The organism is Blautia sp. BCRC 81119 (assembly GCF_003184505.1).
Taxonomy (GTDB): Bacteria; Bacillota; Clostridia; order Lachnospirales; family Lachnospiraceae; genus Blautia_A; species Blautia_A fusiformis.
This window is the reverse complement of sequence record NZ_QJHD01000018.1, coordinates 46,156-65,380: the sequence shown is the minus strand read 5'-3', so window position 1 is coordinate 65,380 and position 19,225 is coordinate 46,156. Positions and strand designations below refer to the sequence as shown.

10 protein-coding genes are annotated in these 19,225 nt (G+C 38.9%); 8 read left to right on the top strand and 2 right to left on the bottom strand.

Annotated features, from left to right (window positions below; all coding sequences use genetic code 11):
• Positions 1 to 5: 5 nt before the first annotated feature.
• Entirely contained in the window at positions 6 to 995 is a 990-nt protein-coding gene (locus tag DMI82_RS11605; protein WP_158526458.1) for a ParB/RepB/Spo0J family partition protein, read from the bottom strand.
• Complete coding sequence (locus tag DMI82_RS11600) at positions 988 to 1,800, bottom strand: ParA family protein (protein WP_158526457.1); 813 nt, start codon at positions 1,798 to 1,800, stop codon at positions 988 to 990. Before DMI82_RS11600 ends, DMI82_RS11605 begins: the two co-directional genes overlap by 8 nt.
• Before the next feature lie 557 nt (positions 1,801 to 2,357).
• On the opposite strand from DMI82_RS11600, the gene DMI82_RS11595 reads away from it, so the two are divergent.
• The 8 genes from DMI82_RS11595 (at position 2,358) to DMI82_RS11555 (ending at position 18,873) form a co-directional block, all read left to right on the top strand.
• Positions 2,358 to 2,897, top strand: a complete 540-nt coding sequence (locus DMI82_RS11595; RefSeq protein ID WP_110103384.1) for a hypothetical protein — start codon at positions 2,358 to 2,360, stop codon at positions 2,895 to 2,897.
• A gap of 120 nt (positions 2,898 to 3,017) precedes the next feature.
• On the top strand, positions 3,018 to 4,241 hold the full coding sequence (gene clpX / locus DMI82_RS11590; RefSeq protein ID WP_110103383.1) for an ATP-dependent Clp protease ATP-binding subunit ClpX: 1,224 nt from the start codon (positions 3,018 to 3,020) through the stop codon (positions 4,239 to 4,241).
• 449 nt (positions 4,242 to 4,690) lie between these two features.
• A complete protein-coding gene (locus DMI82_RS11585) occupies positions 4,691 to 5,302 on the top strand; it encodes a hypothetical protein (RefSeq protein ID WP_146207152.1) in 612 nt (203 codons plus the stop codon).
• Positions 5,303 to 5,464: 162 nt separating this feature from the next.
• Positions 5,465 to 6,325 (top strand): hypothetical protein, encoded by an 861-nt coding sequence (locus DMI82_RS11580; RefSeq protein ID WP_110103381.1) that lies wholly within the window; start codon positions 5,465 to 5,467, stop codon positions 6,323 to 6,325.
• A 694-nt stretch (positions 6,326 to 7,019) separates the two neighbouring features.
• The gene (locus DMI82_RS11570) at positions 7,020 to 9,383 is read left to right on the top strand and encodes a hypothetical protein (protein ID WP_110103379.1); all 2,364 of its coding nucleotides are present in this window, start codon (positions 7,020 to 7,022) and stop codon (positions 9,381 to 9,383) included.
• A gap of 64 nt (positions 9,384 to 9,447) precedes the next feature.
• A complete protein-coding gene (locus DMI82_RS11565) occupies positions 9,448 to 11,265 on the top strand; it encodes a BspA family leucine-rich repeat surface protein (protein WP_110103378.1) in 1,818 nt (605 codons plus the stop codon).
• A 163-nt stretch (positions 11,266 to 11,428) separates the two neighbouring features.
• The gene (locus DMI82_RS11560) at positions 11,429 to 16,243 is read left to right on the top strand and encodes an MSCRAMM family protein (protein ID WP_110103377.1); all 4,815 of its coding nucleotides are present in this window, start codon (positions 11,429 to 11,431) and stop codon (positions 16,241 to 16,243) included.
• A 101-nt stretch (positions 16,244 to 16,344) separates the two neighbouring features.
• Complete coding sequence (locus DMI82_RS11555) at positions 16,345 to 18,873, top strand: Cna B-type domain-containing protein (protein ID WP_158526456.1); 2,529 nt, start codon at positions 16,345 to 16,347, stop codon at positions 18,871 to 18,873.
• Positions 18,874 to 19,225 lie beyond the last annotated feature (352 nt).

Here is a 19,225-nt window from a genome sequence, read left to right as displayed (position 1 = left end):
AAAAATTAGAATATCTCGTTACCAAGTTCTGATATCTTTTTATTGAGTTTATCACGCAATTCCACTAAATCGTCGAACGCCTGCTTCTTTTCAGAATCCTTGAATGTAGCATTTCCGCTGAAGATATAGTCAAAATCCTTTGCACATTTGGAAATAATCTTTGCACCGCTCCTGCTTCTTACTATAGTCTTTGACTTTGGCTCGTCGGTTTGTCCAGATGTCCTTGCGATTAAAGAAATAATCCAAGGTCTTGTTATATTTTCGGCTTGATTTTCTACTAATTCGTTTGATATGGCCAGTGCTATTAATTCTTGCTTGTCTTCCGGCAATTTCGCTGCCTGTGTTAAAGCTGTCCAGGACACCCCTTCGTCTGCAAATTCTTTGAGTTTGGGAATCAATTTGTTCAAGGATTGATATCTGTATATCGTCTTCGGAGAAGTATTCATTTTTCTGGCAACAAGTCCATAAACTAAATCTTTTTTTGCAGGCACGCCATCCTTCTCTTCTTCTGCTGTGATATTATCCAGCAGCACAGAAGCAACATTTGCTAAAACTGAGGGTTTTAGGTCACGGTTCTGCATATTCATATCAATTAAGCGGATTTTTCTTTCGGTGTCAGATAACGGAGGTTCTGTTACAATAACAGGTAATTCTTCCAACCCGGCCTCTTTCGCAGCAAGAAAACGACGATGTCCGGATTCAATCTGATATTTTTTTCCATCATCTGTATCTATTGGATAAGCCATGATGGCACCTTTGAACCCATTATGCTCAATTTCAGAAGAAAAGTTGACGATTGAACCAAGCTCTATTTTACCAAAAATAGATTCATTGTCGGGGTCCATGACAAGCTGTGTAATAGGCAGAGTGATTAAGTTATTATTTTCCTTTGCCTGTTCAATGAGTTCTGCTTCCCTCTTCTCCTCTTCCAGCTGAGGAAACTTTCTCCTTGTGAACGACGGTTCATCCATATTGGCGAATAAATCTTTAGACATTAAGCTCATCTCCTTCTATTTGGGATATACGTGATAAAATTTCTTCCGCAAGAGAGGCATATTCTTTTGCTGCTTTTGCGGCAGCCTTGTTGCGTGTTAAGTATTCAAAAATACTTTGATGAAAAAGAGTTTGCTCGCTAAGGCTTACATTCTGATGAATTTTTGTTTTAAAAATAGAAGTCCCAAGTTCCTTGGTGAGCCTATTTAATTGGTTTAGTACAGTTTTTGAGATGTTTGTTCTATTATCATATTTATTGACTACGATGCCCAAATATTTCAGTTTCGGATTTGATGCATCCTGTACCTCATATACGCTCTCATCGAGAGACATTAATGCAGTTATACAAGCAGCATCAAGTACGGTAATTGGAATAAGGTAGTCTGTTACACTCAGGCATAATACGTGACCATGATTCGGGCTCGGTGAGACATCTATAAATATAAAATCATATTCTTCTTTAAGCCGCCGTATGATATTTTTAAAAACAGATGTCTTGTATGCCGGTGATAAGTCTGTTACATATGTGTTGGCTGGAATTAAATCAAGATTATCTTTGACTGTGAGAATTACATTGTCAAGAGTCATTGAATTTTCAAAAACGGATTTTATTGTTTTCATACTGTCTCTGGATTTCAGCTTATCTTCTCCGAGCATGAAGTATGTAATGTCAGCAGACTGTCCGTCGAGGTCAATGACAAGTACTTTATATTTTTGGCTTAAATAATAAGCGAGATTGTATGTGATAGTTGATTTCCCTGTTCCACCCTTTTCAAAAATAGATGATAAGACTATTCCTTTTCTCACAACTATTCTCCTATTCTGTAAAATGTATTTTATAGTTTAATATTTTGATTAAATAAATTATATGATAAAAAATAAAGAAAATCAATAAAAAAGCATTAAAAAATATCAATTTTATTCAGATTCACGATAAAGCTGAAGCCTTTGCCGGATTGAGATTAACGGAGAACGGGAAGTCCCCGGCCGACGAAAAGTCGTCCGCGGGTCAAATGTTCCGGTTTTAACTTTAACTTCGCACGCGGGTTTGAATCCCTGTTCGAAGTTAGGCAACGAGTCCTGCGAGGCAGGCGAGTTATCAAGCGTGCTCTGGTACCGACGCCGGCAAAGCCGGGGAGGTATCATATTTATTCTCTGTACTCAGCCTTACGGCTTTGCTTGTCAGCCTCTACGAGGCTTGGTAACGACTCCGGCAAAGTCGGGAAGTTATCGAAGGCGACCGCAGTTTTTCACCCGTCGATAAATTTCTCACCGTGAGAAAAAGAAAAAAACAACAAAAAAAGGTGAGTATTCAGCATATTGTAGATGACTGAATACTTATTTTTTTTAAAGGAGAAAAAAATATGGCTATAGAAAGAAATAAAGATGAAAGAGAAACTCATATCTGTATGTCAGGAAATTCAAAAAAAATGCAGATATTTACAACTGAATATCATATTATGCGAAGGCTTGATAAATATGTAGCAGAATCTGAAGCATGGAAAGTAATCGAGGTAGGAAAAGTAAATGGAAAAGTAGTATCAAAAATATATGAAGCACCAAGAGAATTGCTTTCTATGAAGAAGAAAAAAAGAGTTATGACTGAAGAACAGAGACGACAGGCAGCAGAAAGGCTTGCCGCGTACCGTCAGAAGAAGGCAGGGGACACTGCTACTGCTTCAGGCGTTGAGCCGGATAAAGAATATGAGGAGGAAGATTTTGGTCTGGAGCTGGAAGAGGATGAAGAAAAAGAAGCAGAAGATGTTTCCGGCATGGATGAGAATTCCGGAGCAGAAACTACTTCTAACCAGAGCGGGGAGTCACCGAGGCTTTATCCAGAAAAATCAAAACCAAAGATTGTGAAGGTAAAAAGTGTGATTGAGGAAGTAGACCGAGGAAGGTAATGCTTATGAGATTGTTTTTCTCACCGTGAGAAAATCGGTGAGAAAAAATATTTCCGCAAATTTTTTCAGTAAATCAAAAAATCTGCATAGTAAAAGTAGAAAACAATGGAGGTAAAAACTATGCAGTCAAATAATAAACCGGTATGTAACTTTTGCGGAGAAGAAATTATAAAACCAAAACGCGCTTATCGCTCTTCTCTTAATGGATGCCTTATCTGTGAAGAATGCGTTAAGATTTTATACGGTAAAACATATAAAAACATTGAAAACATTTCTGCAAATAAGAAAGGCAGAAGGATGACCCCAAGAGAGATGAAACATGAGCTTGATAAATACATCATTGGTCAGGATGACGCAAAAATTGCGATGTCAATTGCTGTGTATAATCATTATAAACGAATGGATATTGATTCCGATGTAAAGATTAACAAGAGCAACATTCTTCTTATGGGTCCAACTGGAAGTGGAAAAACATTATTAGCCCAGACCATCGCCAAAATGCTTGATGTGCCATTTGCAATCGCTGACTGTACCTCTCTCACCGAGGCAGGTTACGTGGGTGATGACGTTGAGAATGTAGTTCTCAAATTGATTCAGGCTGCAGATGGAGATGTTAATAAGGCCGAGCATGGAATCATTTTTCTTGACGAGGTTGATAAGATTGCGAAATCCAATGTCGGGGCAAGCCTTACGAAAGACCCGTCTGGAGAAGGTGTCCAGCAGGCACTGCTGAAGCTGATTGAAGGCACTATTGCAAACGTTGCACAGTCAGGCGGAAGAAAGAATCCGAATGAAAGATGTATTCCGGTAAATACAGAGAATATTTTATTTATTTGCGGAGGAGCCTTCCCAGGTATGGAAGAAATCGTCAATAAAAGGACAGCGACAAAAAATACTGCTATCGGGTTCGGTTCAAACGTAGAGAAAGAAAAAGAAAAAGAAATCGGGGAAGCGTTAAAGCTTGTTACAACGGAAGACCTTGTGCAGTATGGCTTCATTCCAGAATTTATCGGAAGGGTTCCGGTTGTCGTCTCACTTGATGAACTGGATGAAGAGGCAATGATGAAAATCCTTACTGAACCAAAAGATTGTATCGTTAACCAGTATAAGGAAATCTTTAAGTATGATGGTGTAGAATTAGAGTTCACACCAGAAGCATTAAAAGAAATTGCCAAAGAGACAATCAAAAAGAAAACAGGTGCAAGAGGTTTAAGGGGTATCCTGGAAAGGATTCTGAAAGAAGCAATGTTCAATATCCCATCAGAAGACAACATTGAAAAATGTATTGTTTCAAAAGGTGGAAAAGTTGATTTGGTTAGAAGGAAAGAAAAACAGGCGTGCTAATCGGATTCTTCTGCTACCTGAAATACATATGTTTTCAGTGAAAGCTGCTCTTGTATAGCAAACGGGGAATTTTTCTCACGGTGAGAAAAACAGTTTGGCAAAAAAAGGTGCATCGAAAAAAAAAGATGCATATAGTAATTTTCTCACCGATTTTCTCACCGTGAGAAAGTTAAGATTGGTACAAACTGACAAAGAGAGGATGCGGCTGACAAGAAGTCGTCCGTAGGCCAAATGTTCCGACTTTAACTTCGAATGCAGATTTGCATCCCCGTCCGCGACCTGCATTCAGCTTTACGGCTTCATTTGTCAGCGGCAAAAAGTTATACTGTGCCCAGCCTCTATGTGATGGGTACACGCGAGCACAACTCGCGGAGCCATATTGCATGTTTTCTCACCGTGAGAAAATATGGCGTGTAAAAATAGAAAGAAAAGAAAGGAGGAAAAAATATATGGATTTAGAAGAGTTCAGGCGCTCTTATATGCATATGGAAAGTGTAGGAAACAGCCCCGGAAATTTTTTTAGAAGGGCCGCAACACTAGCAAAAAATATTGGAGCAATAGGGCCTGCAATAAAAAAAGACCGACAAGCCTCAAAATACAGGTACGCGCTCAGGCAGGAGGCTAAAAAAGAACTCAAGGAAAATGGGATGAGCTGGGATGTCGTTAAAAAAGGCTTTCTTGGAAGAAGAAAAGTACACGGGCAGACATCGGAAGCAATATCGCGAGCCGGAGACGCTGCTGTTGGAATGGCTATGTCAGTGAATGAACTGGGACAGACTGCACAGTCTATCGTTGGAACAAATGGCAGGAATATGTATGGCGGCCAGGACCTTGAAAAAGGAATTCACTTTGCTCTTCTGGCAAAAAGGTATACAAGCAAAGCATTCAGAATGCCTGGCGAGATTTTAAATAAAGCAGAGAGGCTGATTAATACAGCAGATGACATCACAAGAAAACAATTTGATTTTGGACAGGATAAGGACAAAGGAGGAGGTCAAAACCTTTCAAAACCTTTATCACATTCAATGCCGATGCCTGCGCATGATGAGATTGGAAGGTGATATTTTCTCACCGTGAGAAAAAAATAATGTCTAAAAATGTTTCACGTGAAACATTTTGTCAAAACAAGATGTATACGAGCGATTTTTTTTGTCGCTCGTTTTTTTGTTTCTAAAAAATCAGCATATTATTTACATCTAAATAGAAAAGAAAGGAGAAAAAATATGTATAAAATAAATCCTCCGAAAATTCATTTGTCAACAGTGCTTGGATACGATGTTGAGGGAAAGAGGTATATAGTCAAGGACGAAAAGATATTTGACACAGAAAGGGAGCTGGTATGCTTTCTTGCAAGGTACAATCGTCCAGTATGTAATTTTGAGGGGGAGCCTATAGCAGGCAGATATAATAATAAATATATGGACGACCAGGCGTTAAATGGTCTCATGAGAAAAGACCTTTACGATTCGACGTACGATGAAATAATGTATACCATGTACCACTATCCTATTTCACGTCTTCATTACAAAAGCATTAATGATGAATGGAAAATCAATAACTATCTTTTTTGGTTAGATACATCAGAGCAGCCAAACTATGACGTTAGAAATCTTCGCGATAAAGTCAATGCTGAATATATTAGGCAGTCTGAGATAAAAACAGACATTCGACATTATTATAAAATGCAGGCAGAAAAAAGACACAAAGAAAGACAGGGCCGGAACCAGCACAAATGCTACCCATGGCGAGATGACGCAAGATATATTCAGCGTGCTCGCGCTGCGTACGCCATGGAGGCTGAAGAAGAATATAGAAGATTTGTGAAGGTAAAGGATAAATCTTTTAAAAGCATCTGGCCGGATGAAGAATTTGGCGGATATCACTCTACTGGATGGAAAGATAACTCCGGGAACCGCTATAGGCATCAGTGGGAAGCAAAAGAAAGAAGAAATTATGAAAAGATAAAGAGAAACAAAGACATAACAATGTTCAGCGGAAAGAAAAGAGAGTCCCCAAAAAGGAGAAAAACAAAGGAGGAACTGCTTGAAGAATTGGATATGCTGAGAAAAGAATTCGAATGCTGAGAAAGTACTTTCTCAACACGGAGTGTGCAGTACTTTTCTCACCGTGAGAAAAGCGCTGCGGTGAGAAAAACACTGCGGTAAGAAATCATCGATGGACGGGGAAACCGACGCCCATGCTTGCCGTCGGAGGTGGATTGCTGTAAGTAATCAGTTGCTAAAGTGTACGGGGAGCCGGAAATCCCGACCGCGCTCTGCACTCAGCCTTACGGCTTCGCTTGTCAGCCTCTACGAGGTACTACACTCCGACTTCGTCGTCGCTTGTCAGCCTTTACGAGGCTTGGCACACGCGAGCATAGCTCGCGGTATCATTGCCGCAAGAACTTTTTCTCACAGTGAGAAAAACCTAACACACAAAAACTTCAGCCGTCTGCGTACTGCAGGCGGCTTTCTAATTCGAAAAAAATAATAAAAAAAATACGTAAAAAACAATCCATTGTAATTTTTTTCAGCATATTAAATATACAGAAACTTGAGATGCCGGTCTGGCATTCCAAGTCAAGAACAAAATGACGTTGCGGCTCGGCCTTCGATATACGAAGAAAAAACATCTCGCAGAAAAGAAAGTCAATCTTCCTGAAATCCCTAAGTATTTCAGATGTTTCTGATATTTCTGGTGTTTCCGTGACGCAGCCGTTCCTGGCTGCTTTTTTTTGCGGCTCAAAACATACATCTAAAACAAAAAGGAGAAAAAAATATGAATAAAACAATTATGAAAAAATATTATGAAATGCAGGGTAAAGTAATCCTTCCGGAGCAGAAAGATAATGATAACCTGAGCCTCGCAGCAACTGTTGCTGCAAATTTCATTTCCATTGGATTTCCTCTTACAACAGAACAGCTGCGCGCACTTGCAAAAGCAGATGCTGAGGATATCAAGGATTTTTATGAAGACAATTTTGCCATGCTGTCAGAAGTAATCGGAACAGGTAAACAGCCGAAGCCGTTTTATCCGGATTTTCCTGAAGGATGTATGGAAAGAAGTCATGCGGAATACTTTATCGACCAGGTTATTTATGGTTTATCCGGACTGCAGCTGGAGCCAAAAGAATATATGAAAGAAAAGAAGTCCTATCCATTCATCGGGCAGCCTATGAGAAGAGTTCTTATGACTGGAAGCCGAGAAGACCTTGACGCTACTTTTGAAATGGCAGTGAAATCAGTAATCGCATACTCAAAAGAACAGCGTGAGTTTATCATGGAGTATGTAAAAGAGAATCCGGGAAAAATTAATGCCCTGATTGATAATGCTGCAACAAAGAACCGCGAGAATGCTGTTGCCTGTGCAATGATGGTGGAGGAACTTTCCGAAAATTCACTGCATACCGCTAAGTTTATGAAACAGCCGGCAGACCTGCTGAGGTATGCGGCGTTTAAATCACTGCAGAGAATTGGTGCAGCACGTGACCCATATGGAGCAATTGCGCTTAAAGATACAAAAGAGGATATGCCTGATTTTGCGCTTGGAAGAACAGGAAGGCGTTTTGTGATGGATAACCTGGCGGAAATGGACAGAGGAAGTGGAGAAAAACTTTCTAACTTCATGCATGGACATGACGAAGAATGGAGCCGACTGTTTAAGCGTCTTCATATCTCAGACCCAGCATGGAAGGCTGCAAAATACGATAATGTAAAGCAGGCAATTATCATCATCCAGAGCGGAATGAAGATTGACCGTCCGGCGAGAAGACTGGAAGAGGCCGTTAAAGCCGGGAATGTTGAACTCGCAGTAAAGGAATCTGCGAAAATGCCAGGTGAGTTCATGCGTCGCTTTGACAAGCTGTATCGTATGGGTATTGAGCAGGGTAAGGAGCAGGTTGTTCTTGACGCAATGAAAAGAGTTTCAGCAAAAGCCGGGATTGCAACTGTAACCGGAGCAATCGGTAATATTGAGATGAGAGACCATGACGAAGAAGAACGCTTCTTTAAGGGAAAGACCGGAAAAGTGGTAAGAAGCGTTAATAAAAACCGAAAAGGCTTTACAGCAGAACAGATTGAAGAGGCCGTTAATATCGCGATGAAAGGAATGTCGGAAAAATTTGTCGGCAAAAAGCCGATGGGTAAAGTGTTTATGAGTGATGCAATCGCTACCGTAAAAATCCCGACAGATATTCGTGATAATTCAGGAGCGGTGGGAGGCATGACCTCCGGCTCCAAGATGCCGATTGCAGAAGATTGGAACAAGATGAGGTTCTTTACCAGCTGGACAAATCTTGCAGAAGGCCAGAAATGTGACAATTCCTATTCTGGACACCGTGTCGATATTGACCTGACTGTAGCTTTCTGCGATAAAAACATGAATATCGTTGATTTCTGCGGCTGGAATGGAGAATATTCCTGTGAAGGTTTCATTTATTCCGGTGACGTGCAGGATGGTGGCCCATGTAATGGAGATGGCCGTGCCGAATTCATTGACATGGATATTGAAAAGCTGAAAGCAAGAGGAATTGCATATGCTATTCCACAGGTAAACAGTTATACTGGACAGAAATTTTCAGAGCAGCCACATACATGTTTCGGGGTCATGAAGAGAACAGATGATGATATGGGTGAGACCTTTGAACCTGCAACAGTCGTAAACAGATTTATTCTGGATACGAATGCGACTCAGGCATCAATGTATATCATTGATATCAAAAACCGTGAAATCCTCTGGATGAATGAAAAAGCTCAGGAAAACGTGGCTTCCAGAAGTCTTAGCGGTATGCTGAATCAGGTAGGGCGAGCAGCTGGTTCCAAAACCATGTCTTTAAGCCGTCTAGTTGAAGCAAATGTCATGGCAACCGGTGAATTCACAAAAAATCCGCAGAAAGCAGACCTCATCTTTGTGAGAGATACTGATGAAATGCAGGAGATTAAAAATGAATTTGATATTCCAGACAGTGATGACAGTAAATTTATTCTGTCAAGCAATATGGAATATATTACCGGATATCTGATGCAGGAAGGAACGCCTGCATCAGGCGAAAAAACAAAGGAAGCCCCAAAAGAAACAAAAAAAACAATCTCTCCAGAGGATATCAAGGTTGAAATTGAAATACATTCTGAAGAAAAAAGATGAGTGTAAGAACCGGTGCGAGAGTGCCGGTTTTTGCCTGTTCTTTTTTTGAAAAAAGGAGAGAAAAATGCAAAAAAAATTATCAAATATAATACGAAAAGCGGCTTTTTTTATGATTCCGATTGCATCAGCAATATGTTATGCAGGAATCTCAGATGATGTGTATGCCAGCAGCGAAACAACAGAAGATAGCCTTATTTACAATTTCAGGGATGCGAAAAAAGAAGGTACGATAACTTTTGTTAAGCGCTGGAAAGACGGAAAAAAGGAAGAAGACCGAAACATTCCAAATATAGAGATAAGTACGAAAAAGCCGAGAAAAAATGTCAGCGGATATACTGTTATATTTCACGGAAATGGGATGACGTTTGCTGATGGCAGCACTGAAAACGAGATGCTGTTCAATAGCAGTATGAATATCATTGGCGGACAATACAAAGTTCCAGGGGAAGCATATGCCTTCTGGTATACTGAACCGGAATGCATCAATAAAGTCAATGTATCAAGTACGGGAATACCAGATTTGCAGCTTGATGGAGATATTAATCTGTATGCGAGAGCTGTCACATTTGTTACAAAAACTGGAACAGAATTCAATAATGCAATACCTGACAATATGACATCTGTAATATTTACTGATGAGGAAATGCCTGATGAAGCTGAAATTATAAATGTTGATGAAGATAATGATGGTGGAGTAGTGGCATGGACTGAAGGTAATATAATGAAGGTATCCACTCAGATTGAAGGAATCCCGATTCAGTTTAATTCAGATTGCGAAGTTATGTTTGGAAACAAATCAAATTTAAATTCAATAGAGTTTGATAATATTGATACATCAAAAGTGGAAGAGATGGGAAACATGTTTAAAAGCTGTAGCAGCATTGCAAATCTTGATTTGTCATCATTTAATACATCAAACACTGAAAATATGAGTTCAATGTTTAAAGGGTGCGGAAATTTAACGACCTTAAATATCTCCTCATTTAATACAGCAAAAGTTGTGTATATGAACTCAATGTTCTGGGACTGTAGAAATCTGGAAGAAATAGATGTATCAAAATTCAATACTCAAAACGTGGTAAATATGAATGATATGTTTAATTCATGCACTAAATTAAAAAATCTGGATTTAAGAAGTTTCAAGACATCAAAAGTAAAAGGAATGGGTTATATGTTTTATGGCTGCAGTAATCTTCAGGTTGCAGATGTCTCTGGATTTTCTACCGGAAATGTGACAACATTTATTGGAATGTTTTCTGGATGCAAAAGCCTTGCAATTATAGATGTTTCAAATTTTGATACATCAAATGCATCAACATTTGGAGAAATGTTCTATCAATGTAAGAGCGTGACTGAACTGGACGTGTCCAAATTTAACACATCAAAATCAACATCATTCAATCATATGTTCTGCGGATGTTCTAAAGTTGCGACTATAGATGTGTCTAAATTCAATACAGCAAAGGCAAAAATGATGCAGTATATGTTTTCCTCATGTTCCAGCCTGGTTTCAGTAGACTTATCGTCTTTTTCAACAGAAAACGTGATAAATATGGAGCAGATATTCTATGGATGCAGCCTTCTCAAATCAATAGACATGTCATCATTCAAAACGCCAAATGTAACTAATGTCTGTAATATGTTTAATATGTGTTATGCTTTAACCTCGCTTGATTTATCGAATTTTGATACATCAAAAGTAACAAATATGAACTGGACATTTTCTAACCTGCGAAGCCTGAAAACTTTAACTCTTGGAGAAAATTTTGCATTCTACGGTACGGTTCACGGTCTGACCGGAACCTGGGTTAACTCTGCGAGAGAAGAGTTCGACGCCAAAGAAATCCCGGGTAATGTAGCTGATACATATACGAAAATCTGATTAAGCCAAATTTTTTGGAGCGAAAATAATTTTCGCTCCTTTTTTTTGTTCTTTGTTTTATTTTTTCTGCATATTATATATGTTGGGATATTTTTTCGGCATATTAAATATAAGGCAAGAAAAAAGCCCGCAAAAATTAAAAAGAAGGTGGAAATAAAATAAAATGGTAAAAAGAAACAAGGTTGTCGCTATGCTGATGGCGGGACTGATGGCTGTGTCTCCAATATCGCAGCCAGTTTCAATATACGCCAGCGAATCTGATGTGGAAACTGTGGTTCAGGAGGAACCTTCTGAAGAAGTCCAGGAAGAGCCTGCTGCAGAGCCAGAAATATCAGATGAATCCACAGAACTAGAAGAGTCCTCAGCACCTCAGGAAGACATTGACATAAACTACGACGACTCTGGCGGCGATATGTTCTCAGATGGCAGCACGGAAGATTTAAGCGTATTTGACACTGAAGAACAGGAAGCAACGGTGCAGTCGCTGCAGTGGACTGGCAGAATTAATGAAACTGATATAACAGCTAAGCTGTCATGTGAAAGCGGCTCTAAAATGGATGCTTCTGATATTCTGGATATTAAAGAAACAGAAAAAGAAGCAAAAAAAGAATTAGAAACAAAAATTTCCGCAATGGCGGTAAACTCGTGTGCTTCGGTAAAATTTGGATTTGATGTAAGCCGAAAGGACAAAAATGGAGAAGAAAAAGAAAAGAATATTTCTTATAAAATTTCCTTAAATATGGCTGATATCTCAGCGTTGAAAGGTCTAAAGTTATATCACCAAAAAGAAAATGGAGATATGGAAGAACTGACATTTACAGCAGGAAGCGACGAAAACGGAGGGCAGAAAGTTGAATTTGTGTCTGCTGAAGGTCTTGGAAGTTTTGTTTTTGCAGAGATAAGTGAAGACCTAACGGTAAATGACGAACCTAATACGACAGATGCACCAAAAAACGATACTGCGGTTCAAGATTCAGAAGAAAATATTGAAGATTTGACTGTGAATACAGAAAATATTTCAGAAGAACCTCAGGTTACAGAGGAAGATGCGGCTGCAGGCAACACCCAGGAAAATCCTGATGCAGACCCAACAGGAAGTGTTATCCCTGTTGATATCAGCGAATTCCAGGTGTCATTTGTCAGCGGTGCAGAAAATGCAGACGGTAAAAATGTCTGGAATCCATCAGACCCGACGAAAGGACATTCGTTTATTTACCGTGTAAATTACACAATGTCAGGTACATTTTCAACAGATATTGGAGCCTTTAAAATAGAACTCCCGCTGCATATCCTAAAAGATAAAGATGGAAACTGGGCTGATACGTTTAACTGTCCTTACTGGTTAAGGTCGGAAGTGACAGAGGAAGATAATCCTGATTTTGTCTATGAGATAGATGAAGAAAATAATAAGGTTACAATCTATAACTATAAACCATATCCGACAGGTGAAGCTGGCTATGTAGAATTCTCTTATGAAACCACAAAAGATACAATGCAGTATCTTGACATGGGAGCATCAACAAAAGTTCATGCGAAAGTGTATGCAACAAATGAATCATCAACAGTAACGAAAGAATCAGAAGCTGATGAGGTTTATATTGATACACATGCAACAATCGCTTACACACAGAAAAAGAAGCCTACATTATATAGAGAGTGGAACGAAGCCTGGGGCGAGAAGCCGGCAGGCGCAGAAAACTATTATTATCTTGTATGGCCAATCAGGTCATATGTCAATAAGAATACTTCAATCTATGATTTCTCTTTAAGTGACATCCCAACAGAGATGGATAGCGAGGTAATCGGATATAAGTTCTTTGGACAGACGGAATTTAGCCAGGAAAGCACCATTACAGGTATCTCAATGTATGGTGATAGATATGATTATGTATTGACAAGATATAATAAAGCAAAAGCAGATGAATTGACCAACAATAAAGAAAGATATTTTATCCATAATGATATTGAAGCGACAGTAAGCCCGATTGACCGGGTTGATGAAGATTCAAAGGCAACTTCTTCATATGACTGGTTTTATGAAGCGCCAAAATATTTTGGAGGTGATGGCGATTTCTGGGCTGAAAAATATGGTGTGTATGGTGAATATACAAGGGTTGAAAGTTCTGAAGATATTTCAAACTATGCTCTTGGAGAATTTGAAAGCGGAGAGATTGATTCCCTTTCATATTTGAAATACCGTGCAATATGCGATGGTGCACCGTATGCTTACACTCTTGCTGATGGAGCAACCGGAACAGTTGATGATGCACTAAATGGACTATACTGGCAAAAGAAAGTGGATTATGACCTGATAGATAATGGAATATCAATTGAAGGAACAAAACTTGATGATGCAGATTATGATATTGGAAGAGCAGAAGTAATACCGGTAATCAAAGACGCGACTTTTGATGAATCAACTTACACATTTAAATCCAAAAAGAAAACTTCCGGATTCAATGACAGTGATAATATTGATGTGTTCGTAAGAACAGCAGATGGATGGAATAAAGCTGCAACATATAATCTAAATAATAAGATGTATGAAAATATCAATAATAAATATATCAAGAATACTGACGGAAGGATAATTGAATTTAATGCAGGCGTCAAAGCACTGGAATATAAATGCTCTCACGCTTATTTCTACACAGAACTGAATATTTATCCGGAACTGGTTCTTTACAGAACGGAACATATGCAGGAAATATTAAAAAGCAAACCGGAAAAAATAGCAGTAACCAATGAAATTGATTATATCGTGACGCAGGGAGATAAAACGATGCTCAACAGACACACTCAGGGTACTGATTACGTACAGAAAGTAACACGAGAGTCAGAAATCAAAAAAGATGTCGTAAAAACAGAAAATATAAAAAGGGAATCAAGATTTGAAGTAACCTGGAACGTGAATTTTCAGGAAAAGTATATAGATGATAAAGGCATACATTACATTTATCAGAACAGCGGAAAATTTTACGACCTGCTTCCGACAGGATGCGACTTTAATGCTGACTCACTGGTTGTGACTGAATCGGGAATCCCCCTTGGAAAAGGAGAATATGATTATAGTCTGACATATAACTATAAAAATTCCGGAAGAATACTTCTTACAGTAACGATTTCAAGTCCGACAAAAAATGAATACGCTATGCAGTACAATACTTCACATGATTATAATTCTATTAATGATTATGGAAGAAACCTGCTAAACTCAGTTGTGTATGAGTCGGGAAATACAAGAATTGGTGAAGGATTTCCGGATGATGGAGGGAATATCACTGACAAAGAAATTCTGAAAGATATTGACCCTGACACCGATGCAGAAAAGTTTGTATACTCTGAAGCCCGTTATGAAGTAAACTTCCCGGTGGCAGCAGTTACCGGATTAAAGAAACAGGTTAAGAATTCAACTTCAAAATCTTATTCTTACAATGAAGTCGTACACAAAAACGAGTGGTACAGTTATAAAGTCAGAATGACAAACGATTCTTCAACAAAAGCAAAAGATATTGTTTTCTTTGATTCACTTGAAAACTTCTATCAGAATGAAGGCCAGAGCAAGCCAACGCTTAAATCTGACTGGCATGGAGCGCTGAAAAGTGTGGATGTGTCACAGATAGAGCAGAAAGGAGCTGCACCTGTTGTGTATCTCTCAAAGCTTGAGAGCATGAATCCAAATGAACATAACGATTTGGGAGAAGTTCTGAATGGGGAGCCGGTATGGCTGGAGCTCAGTGAATTTGAAAAGAAATATGGCTTTGATAAAGCAGCAGCAATTGCGATTGACGCATCAAAGCGTGAGGATGGTTCAGAATTCCTGCTTGATGAAAAAGAATCTGTTTCTTTTGTAATCTATATGCAGGCACCCTCAGAAGATACCAGCGGGGAAAAAGACCCGGTGGCATACAATAATATCTTCGTAAGAAGGACTGCAATCAAGGAAATCGGAAATGAAGTAAAAGAGATAAACCAGTTTTATCACCAGGAATACACTCAGGCACATTATAGAGTATCAGGGGATTTCGATTTTAAAAAAGTTGATGCGACAGACGTTGAAAGTGTAATAAAAGGTGCTACATACAAACTGACAGGAACATCAGATTATGGAACATTCTATGATGAGGAGCGTACTTCCAATAAAAAAGGAAAAATAAACTTTAAAGAAATAGAAAAAGGAAAATATGAACTGAGGGAAGTTTCCTGTTCTGATGACTGGCTGCTTGATAAAAATGTCTATACCGTTGTGATTGACGGAAAAGGCAATGTCGAGATTGCCGGACTGGCAGTAGAAAATGGTGAGTATGTCCTTACTGACGAACCAAGATACCATGCTGACATTGTTTTTCAGAAAATCAATCCGGTGACAAACGGAAGTGTTGAAGGGGCAGTATTTAAACTAACAGGAATATCAGATTACGATAATGATTATACACTGTATGCCAAATCAAATAAGATTGGCCGTGTCTCATTTAAAAATATTGATATGGGAACATATGAACTGAAAGAAGTTGAAGCTCCGGAAGGATACATCAAAAACAAAACGGTATTTACCGTAAAGATTGATGAAAACGGCAGAGTATCAATGTTTGACGGAGATAAGAAACTTGAAATGAACAATGCTGATATCTACGAGATAGAGAACGAACCTTATCATAGTGTAAGATTCCTAAAGAGCAGTACTTACGGCGATAATATTTATCTTGAAGGTGCAGAATTTAACCTTTCCGGAATCTCAGATTACGGAACAAATGTAAATATGACGGCTATGTCAGGAAAAGCCGAAGATGGCGGACTGGTAGTATTTGATGGTCTGGAGCCTGGTGTTTACACACTTAAGGAGACAAAAGCGCCGGAAGGACATTATCTTGATGAAAAGCCTTACAAGGTAACTCTTAAAAAAGACGGAACATTTACAATTGATGGTCTGGAAAAAATCAGATTCGGAGATACGACAGATGGGAGCGAAGTGAAATGATAAAAAGAAACAATAATACTAAGCCAGGGAAATCTTCCCTGGCGAAGGTGTTTTTAGTACTATTTAGTTTAATATGTTTATTTATAACAGGAATATCTGTTGTGTCTGCTGACGATGCCGTTTATTCCACTGTCGGAGGAACCTGGGTTAAGGTTAATGAAAAAACATGGACGATGGACAAAGACGGGGACGGCAAAACTGATGTCACTCTGATTAAAGAAGGTGACGAATGGAGATACATTTTTAATGTTGCAGACGATTCATCAATGTATTACGGATGGGAGACAGATATCCCGGACGGATATCAGGTTGAAAACGGATATGGAACAAAAGAAAATCCGGCAGTAAGCATCCAGTATGCACATACTCCCAATATTGATAACGACGGGGTGCAAAACGGAAATTACACGGGCGGGGTTGACACAAATAAAGTTTTCTCAGTTCCCGGCTCTTCCACAATAATGATGAAACTGACGGCTGACCTGGCTGCTGGAGACTATCTTGTTATCTGGACCGGAAGCCATCCGGATTATACGGCAGCAGGAGATACTGCAAAAGGAACAAAAATAACTGGAAAAGTAGATACAAAAGAATATGCATTCAATGACAATACAATCACGCTTGGATTTCATTCAGAAAAAGACGGCGAAAAAGGTTATGGATATTATGCTGTTATCAACAGCGATAAGAACCAGAATGGCCTTATGGCAACAAATGTGGCTACAGATGAACCGATTCCTGACACAGGAAATTTAATCGTTACTAAAAAAGTAACAGAATCCGACGGAACAGAATCAACAGATAATAATGTGTTTAAGTTTGATATTGAATTCACATCAGACAACGCTGGCACGACCGCAGCCCTTGCAGAAAAAAAGGATTATGGCGATGTGACTGTAGAAAACGGTAAAGGTTCTTTTTATCTTTCAAACGGACAACAGGTGAAAATGACAGGCCTTCCAGCCGGAATTTCCTATAAAATTACTGAAGCAGAAAATACAGATTATGAAGTTTCCTGGACTGCAGATTCCGGAGTCATCACGAAAGACGCCGAGGCAACAGCAATATGTGTAAATAAAAAGAAACCAAAAGAAGAAGTAAAAAGACAATCTTTAACAGTAAAAAAAGAAGTAAAAGAGGCAAAAAACGGAGCAGAGGAAAGCTTTGTATTCCATGCAGCATTTGAAGGACTGGAAGAAAATGCAGAATATAAATACAAAAAAGGAGAAGCAGAAACGGTCTTCTCTTCTGATGAAACTGGTGCTGCAGATGTTTCTTTTGAACTGAAAGATAAAGAATCCGTCATCTTTGAAGGACTCCCAGTGGGAAGCAAATATCAGATAACAGAAGATGGGAATAGTTATGCCGCATCTTATGAACTCACTGATTTTGTGAATGCGGTGCAGCAGAAACAGAATAACGATGAAGTAAACAAATCATTATCAACTGGAACAGAAATCGTTGATGCAGATGAAAATGCAGTTGTTACATTCATCAATACCGGAAAAGAACCTGATGTTCCGGAGACAAAAACAACAAAAATAAGAATCAAAAAAGTATGGAGCGATAACGAATCAAAAACAAGACCGGCTGCAATCACTGTATACCTTCTGCAGGATGAGAATATCATTAAAAACATTACATTAAATAATGATAATGGATGGCAGGCTGATTTTGACGGGCTGGACGTATTTCAGGAAGACGGGACAACGGAATATAAATATTCTGTTCAGGAAGAAAAAATTGACGGCTATACTTCCGAGATTACAGAAAGTACTGTTGATGAAAATGGCGAAAATATAAAACTTTTCACTGTTACAAATACTGCTGTATCAACCGGAGCGATTAAGGTAACAAAAGCAGTTGAAGGTGAGAAGGCTGAAACCGACAAGGCATTTAAATTTAACATCACGCTTCAGAAAGGTGGCCAGCCGGTGACAGGTGTTTACAATCTTGACAGCAAAGCCGGAACAAAGACCGGAACAATCGTATTTGACGAAAACGGAAAGGCTTCGTTTGAATTAAAACATAACGAATCAATCGTAATCTCAGGTCTTCCAATCGGTGCTTCATATGAAATCGCAGAGAACCCATATAAGTACTATACCGCATCAGATGAAGGTAAATATTCCGGAGTAATCCCTGAGGGAACTGCAGAAGTCAATGTGGTAAATACGCATAAAGAAATGTACAGCATCTCTGTTACTAAAACAGTCAAAGGAAACCAGGGAGACAAAACGAAAGAATTTGATTTTGTCCTGAAACTTACGGCAGGAGATGGAATTGACCTTCCGGCAGCGGTAGAATACAAAAAAGGAAAAGAAAACGGAAAAATAGATTTAACAAATAGCGAGGCAGAGTTCAAACTTGCACACGGAGAGGAAATCACATTTAAAGACATTCCGGCAGGCATTGGTTATGAAGTGACAGAAAGTGGTGCAGAAAATGATGGATATACCGTCAGCAGCGAAAATGCTTCAGGTGTGGTTAAGGCAGATGTGAATGTTTCTTTTGTGAATACGAAAAATGTTGGAATCCCAACGTCATCCATGACCAATACGATTGTGATGCTACTTATTGTATGCATTGCGGTTTGCGGTGTGGTGTATGGTGTAAGGAAGAGGAGATAAGAAAAGCATGAAGACGTGGCTATGTAATGGCTGCGTCTTTTTTTGTATTGTCAAGTGCCTAAATACGCTCCATCGCTTTGCAAAAGAAAATAAAAAATTTTTCAAAAAAAACGCCACACTCTTGGAATTATTTTGCATATTAATTATAGAGCATACAAACAAAACGTAAGAGGCATTTAAAAATGCTCAAATAAAAACATGGAGTGCTAAAAAAGCAAAAAAATATTTTTCACAGAAACACCACATTTTTTAATTATTTTGCATATTAAATATAGAGCAAAAAAAGAGCTAAAAGCAAACAAGAAAATGCTCAACGGAGAACGGGGAATCCCCGGCTGACCAAAAGTCGTCC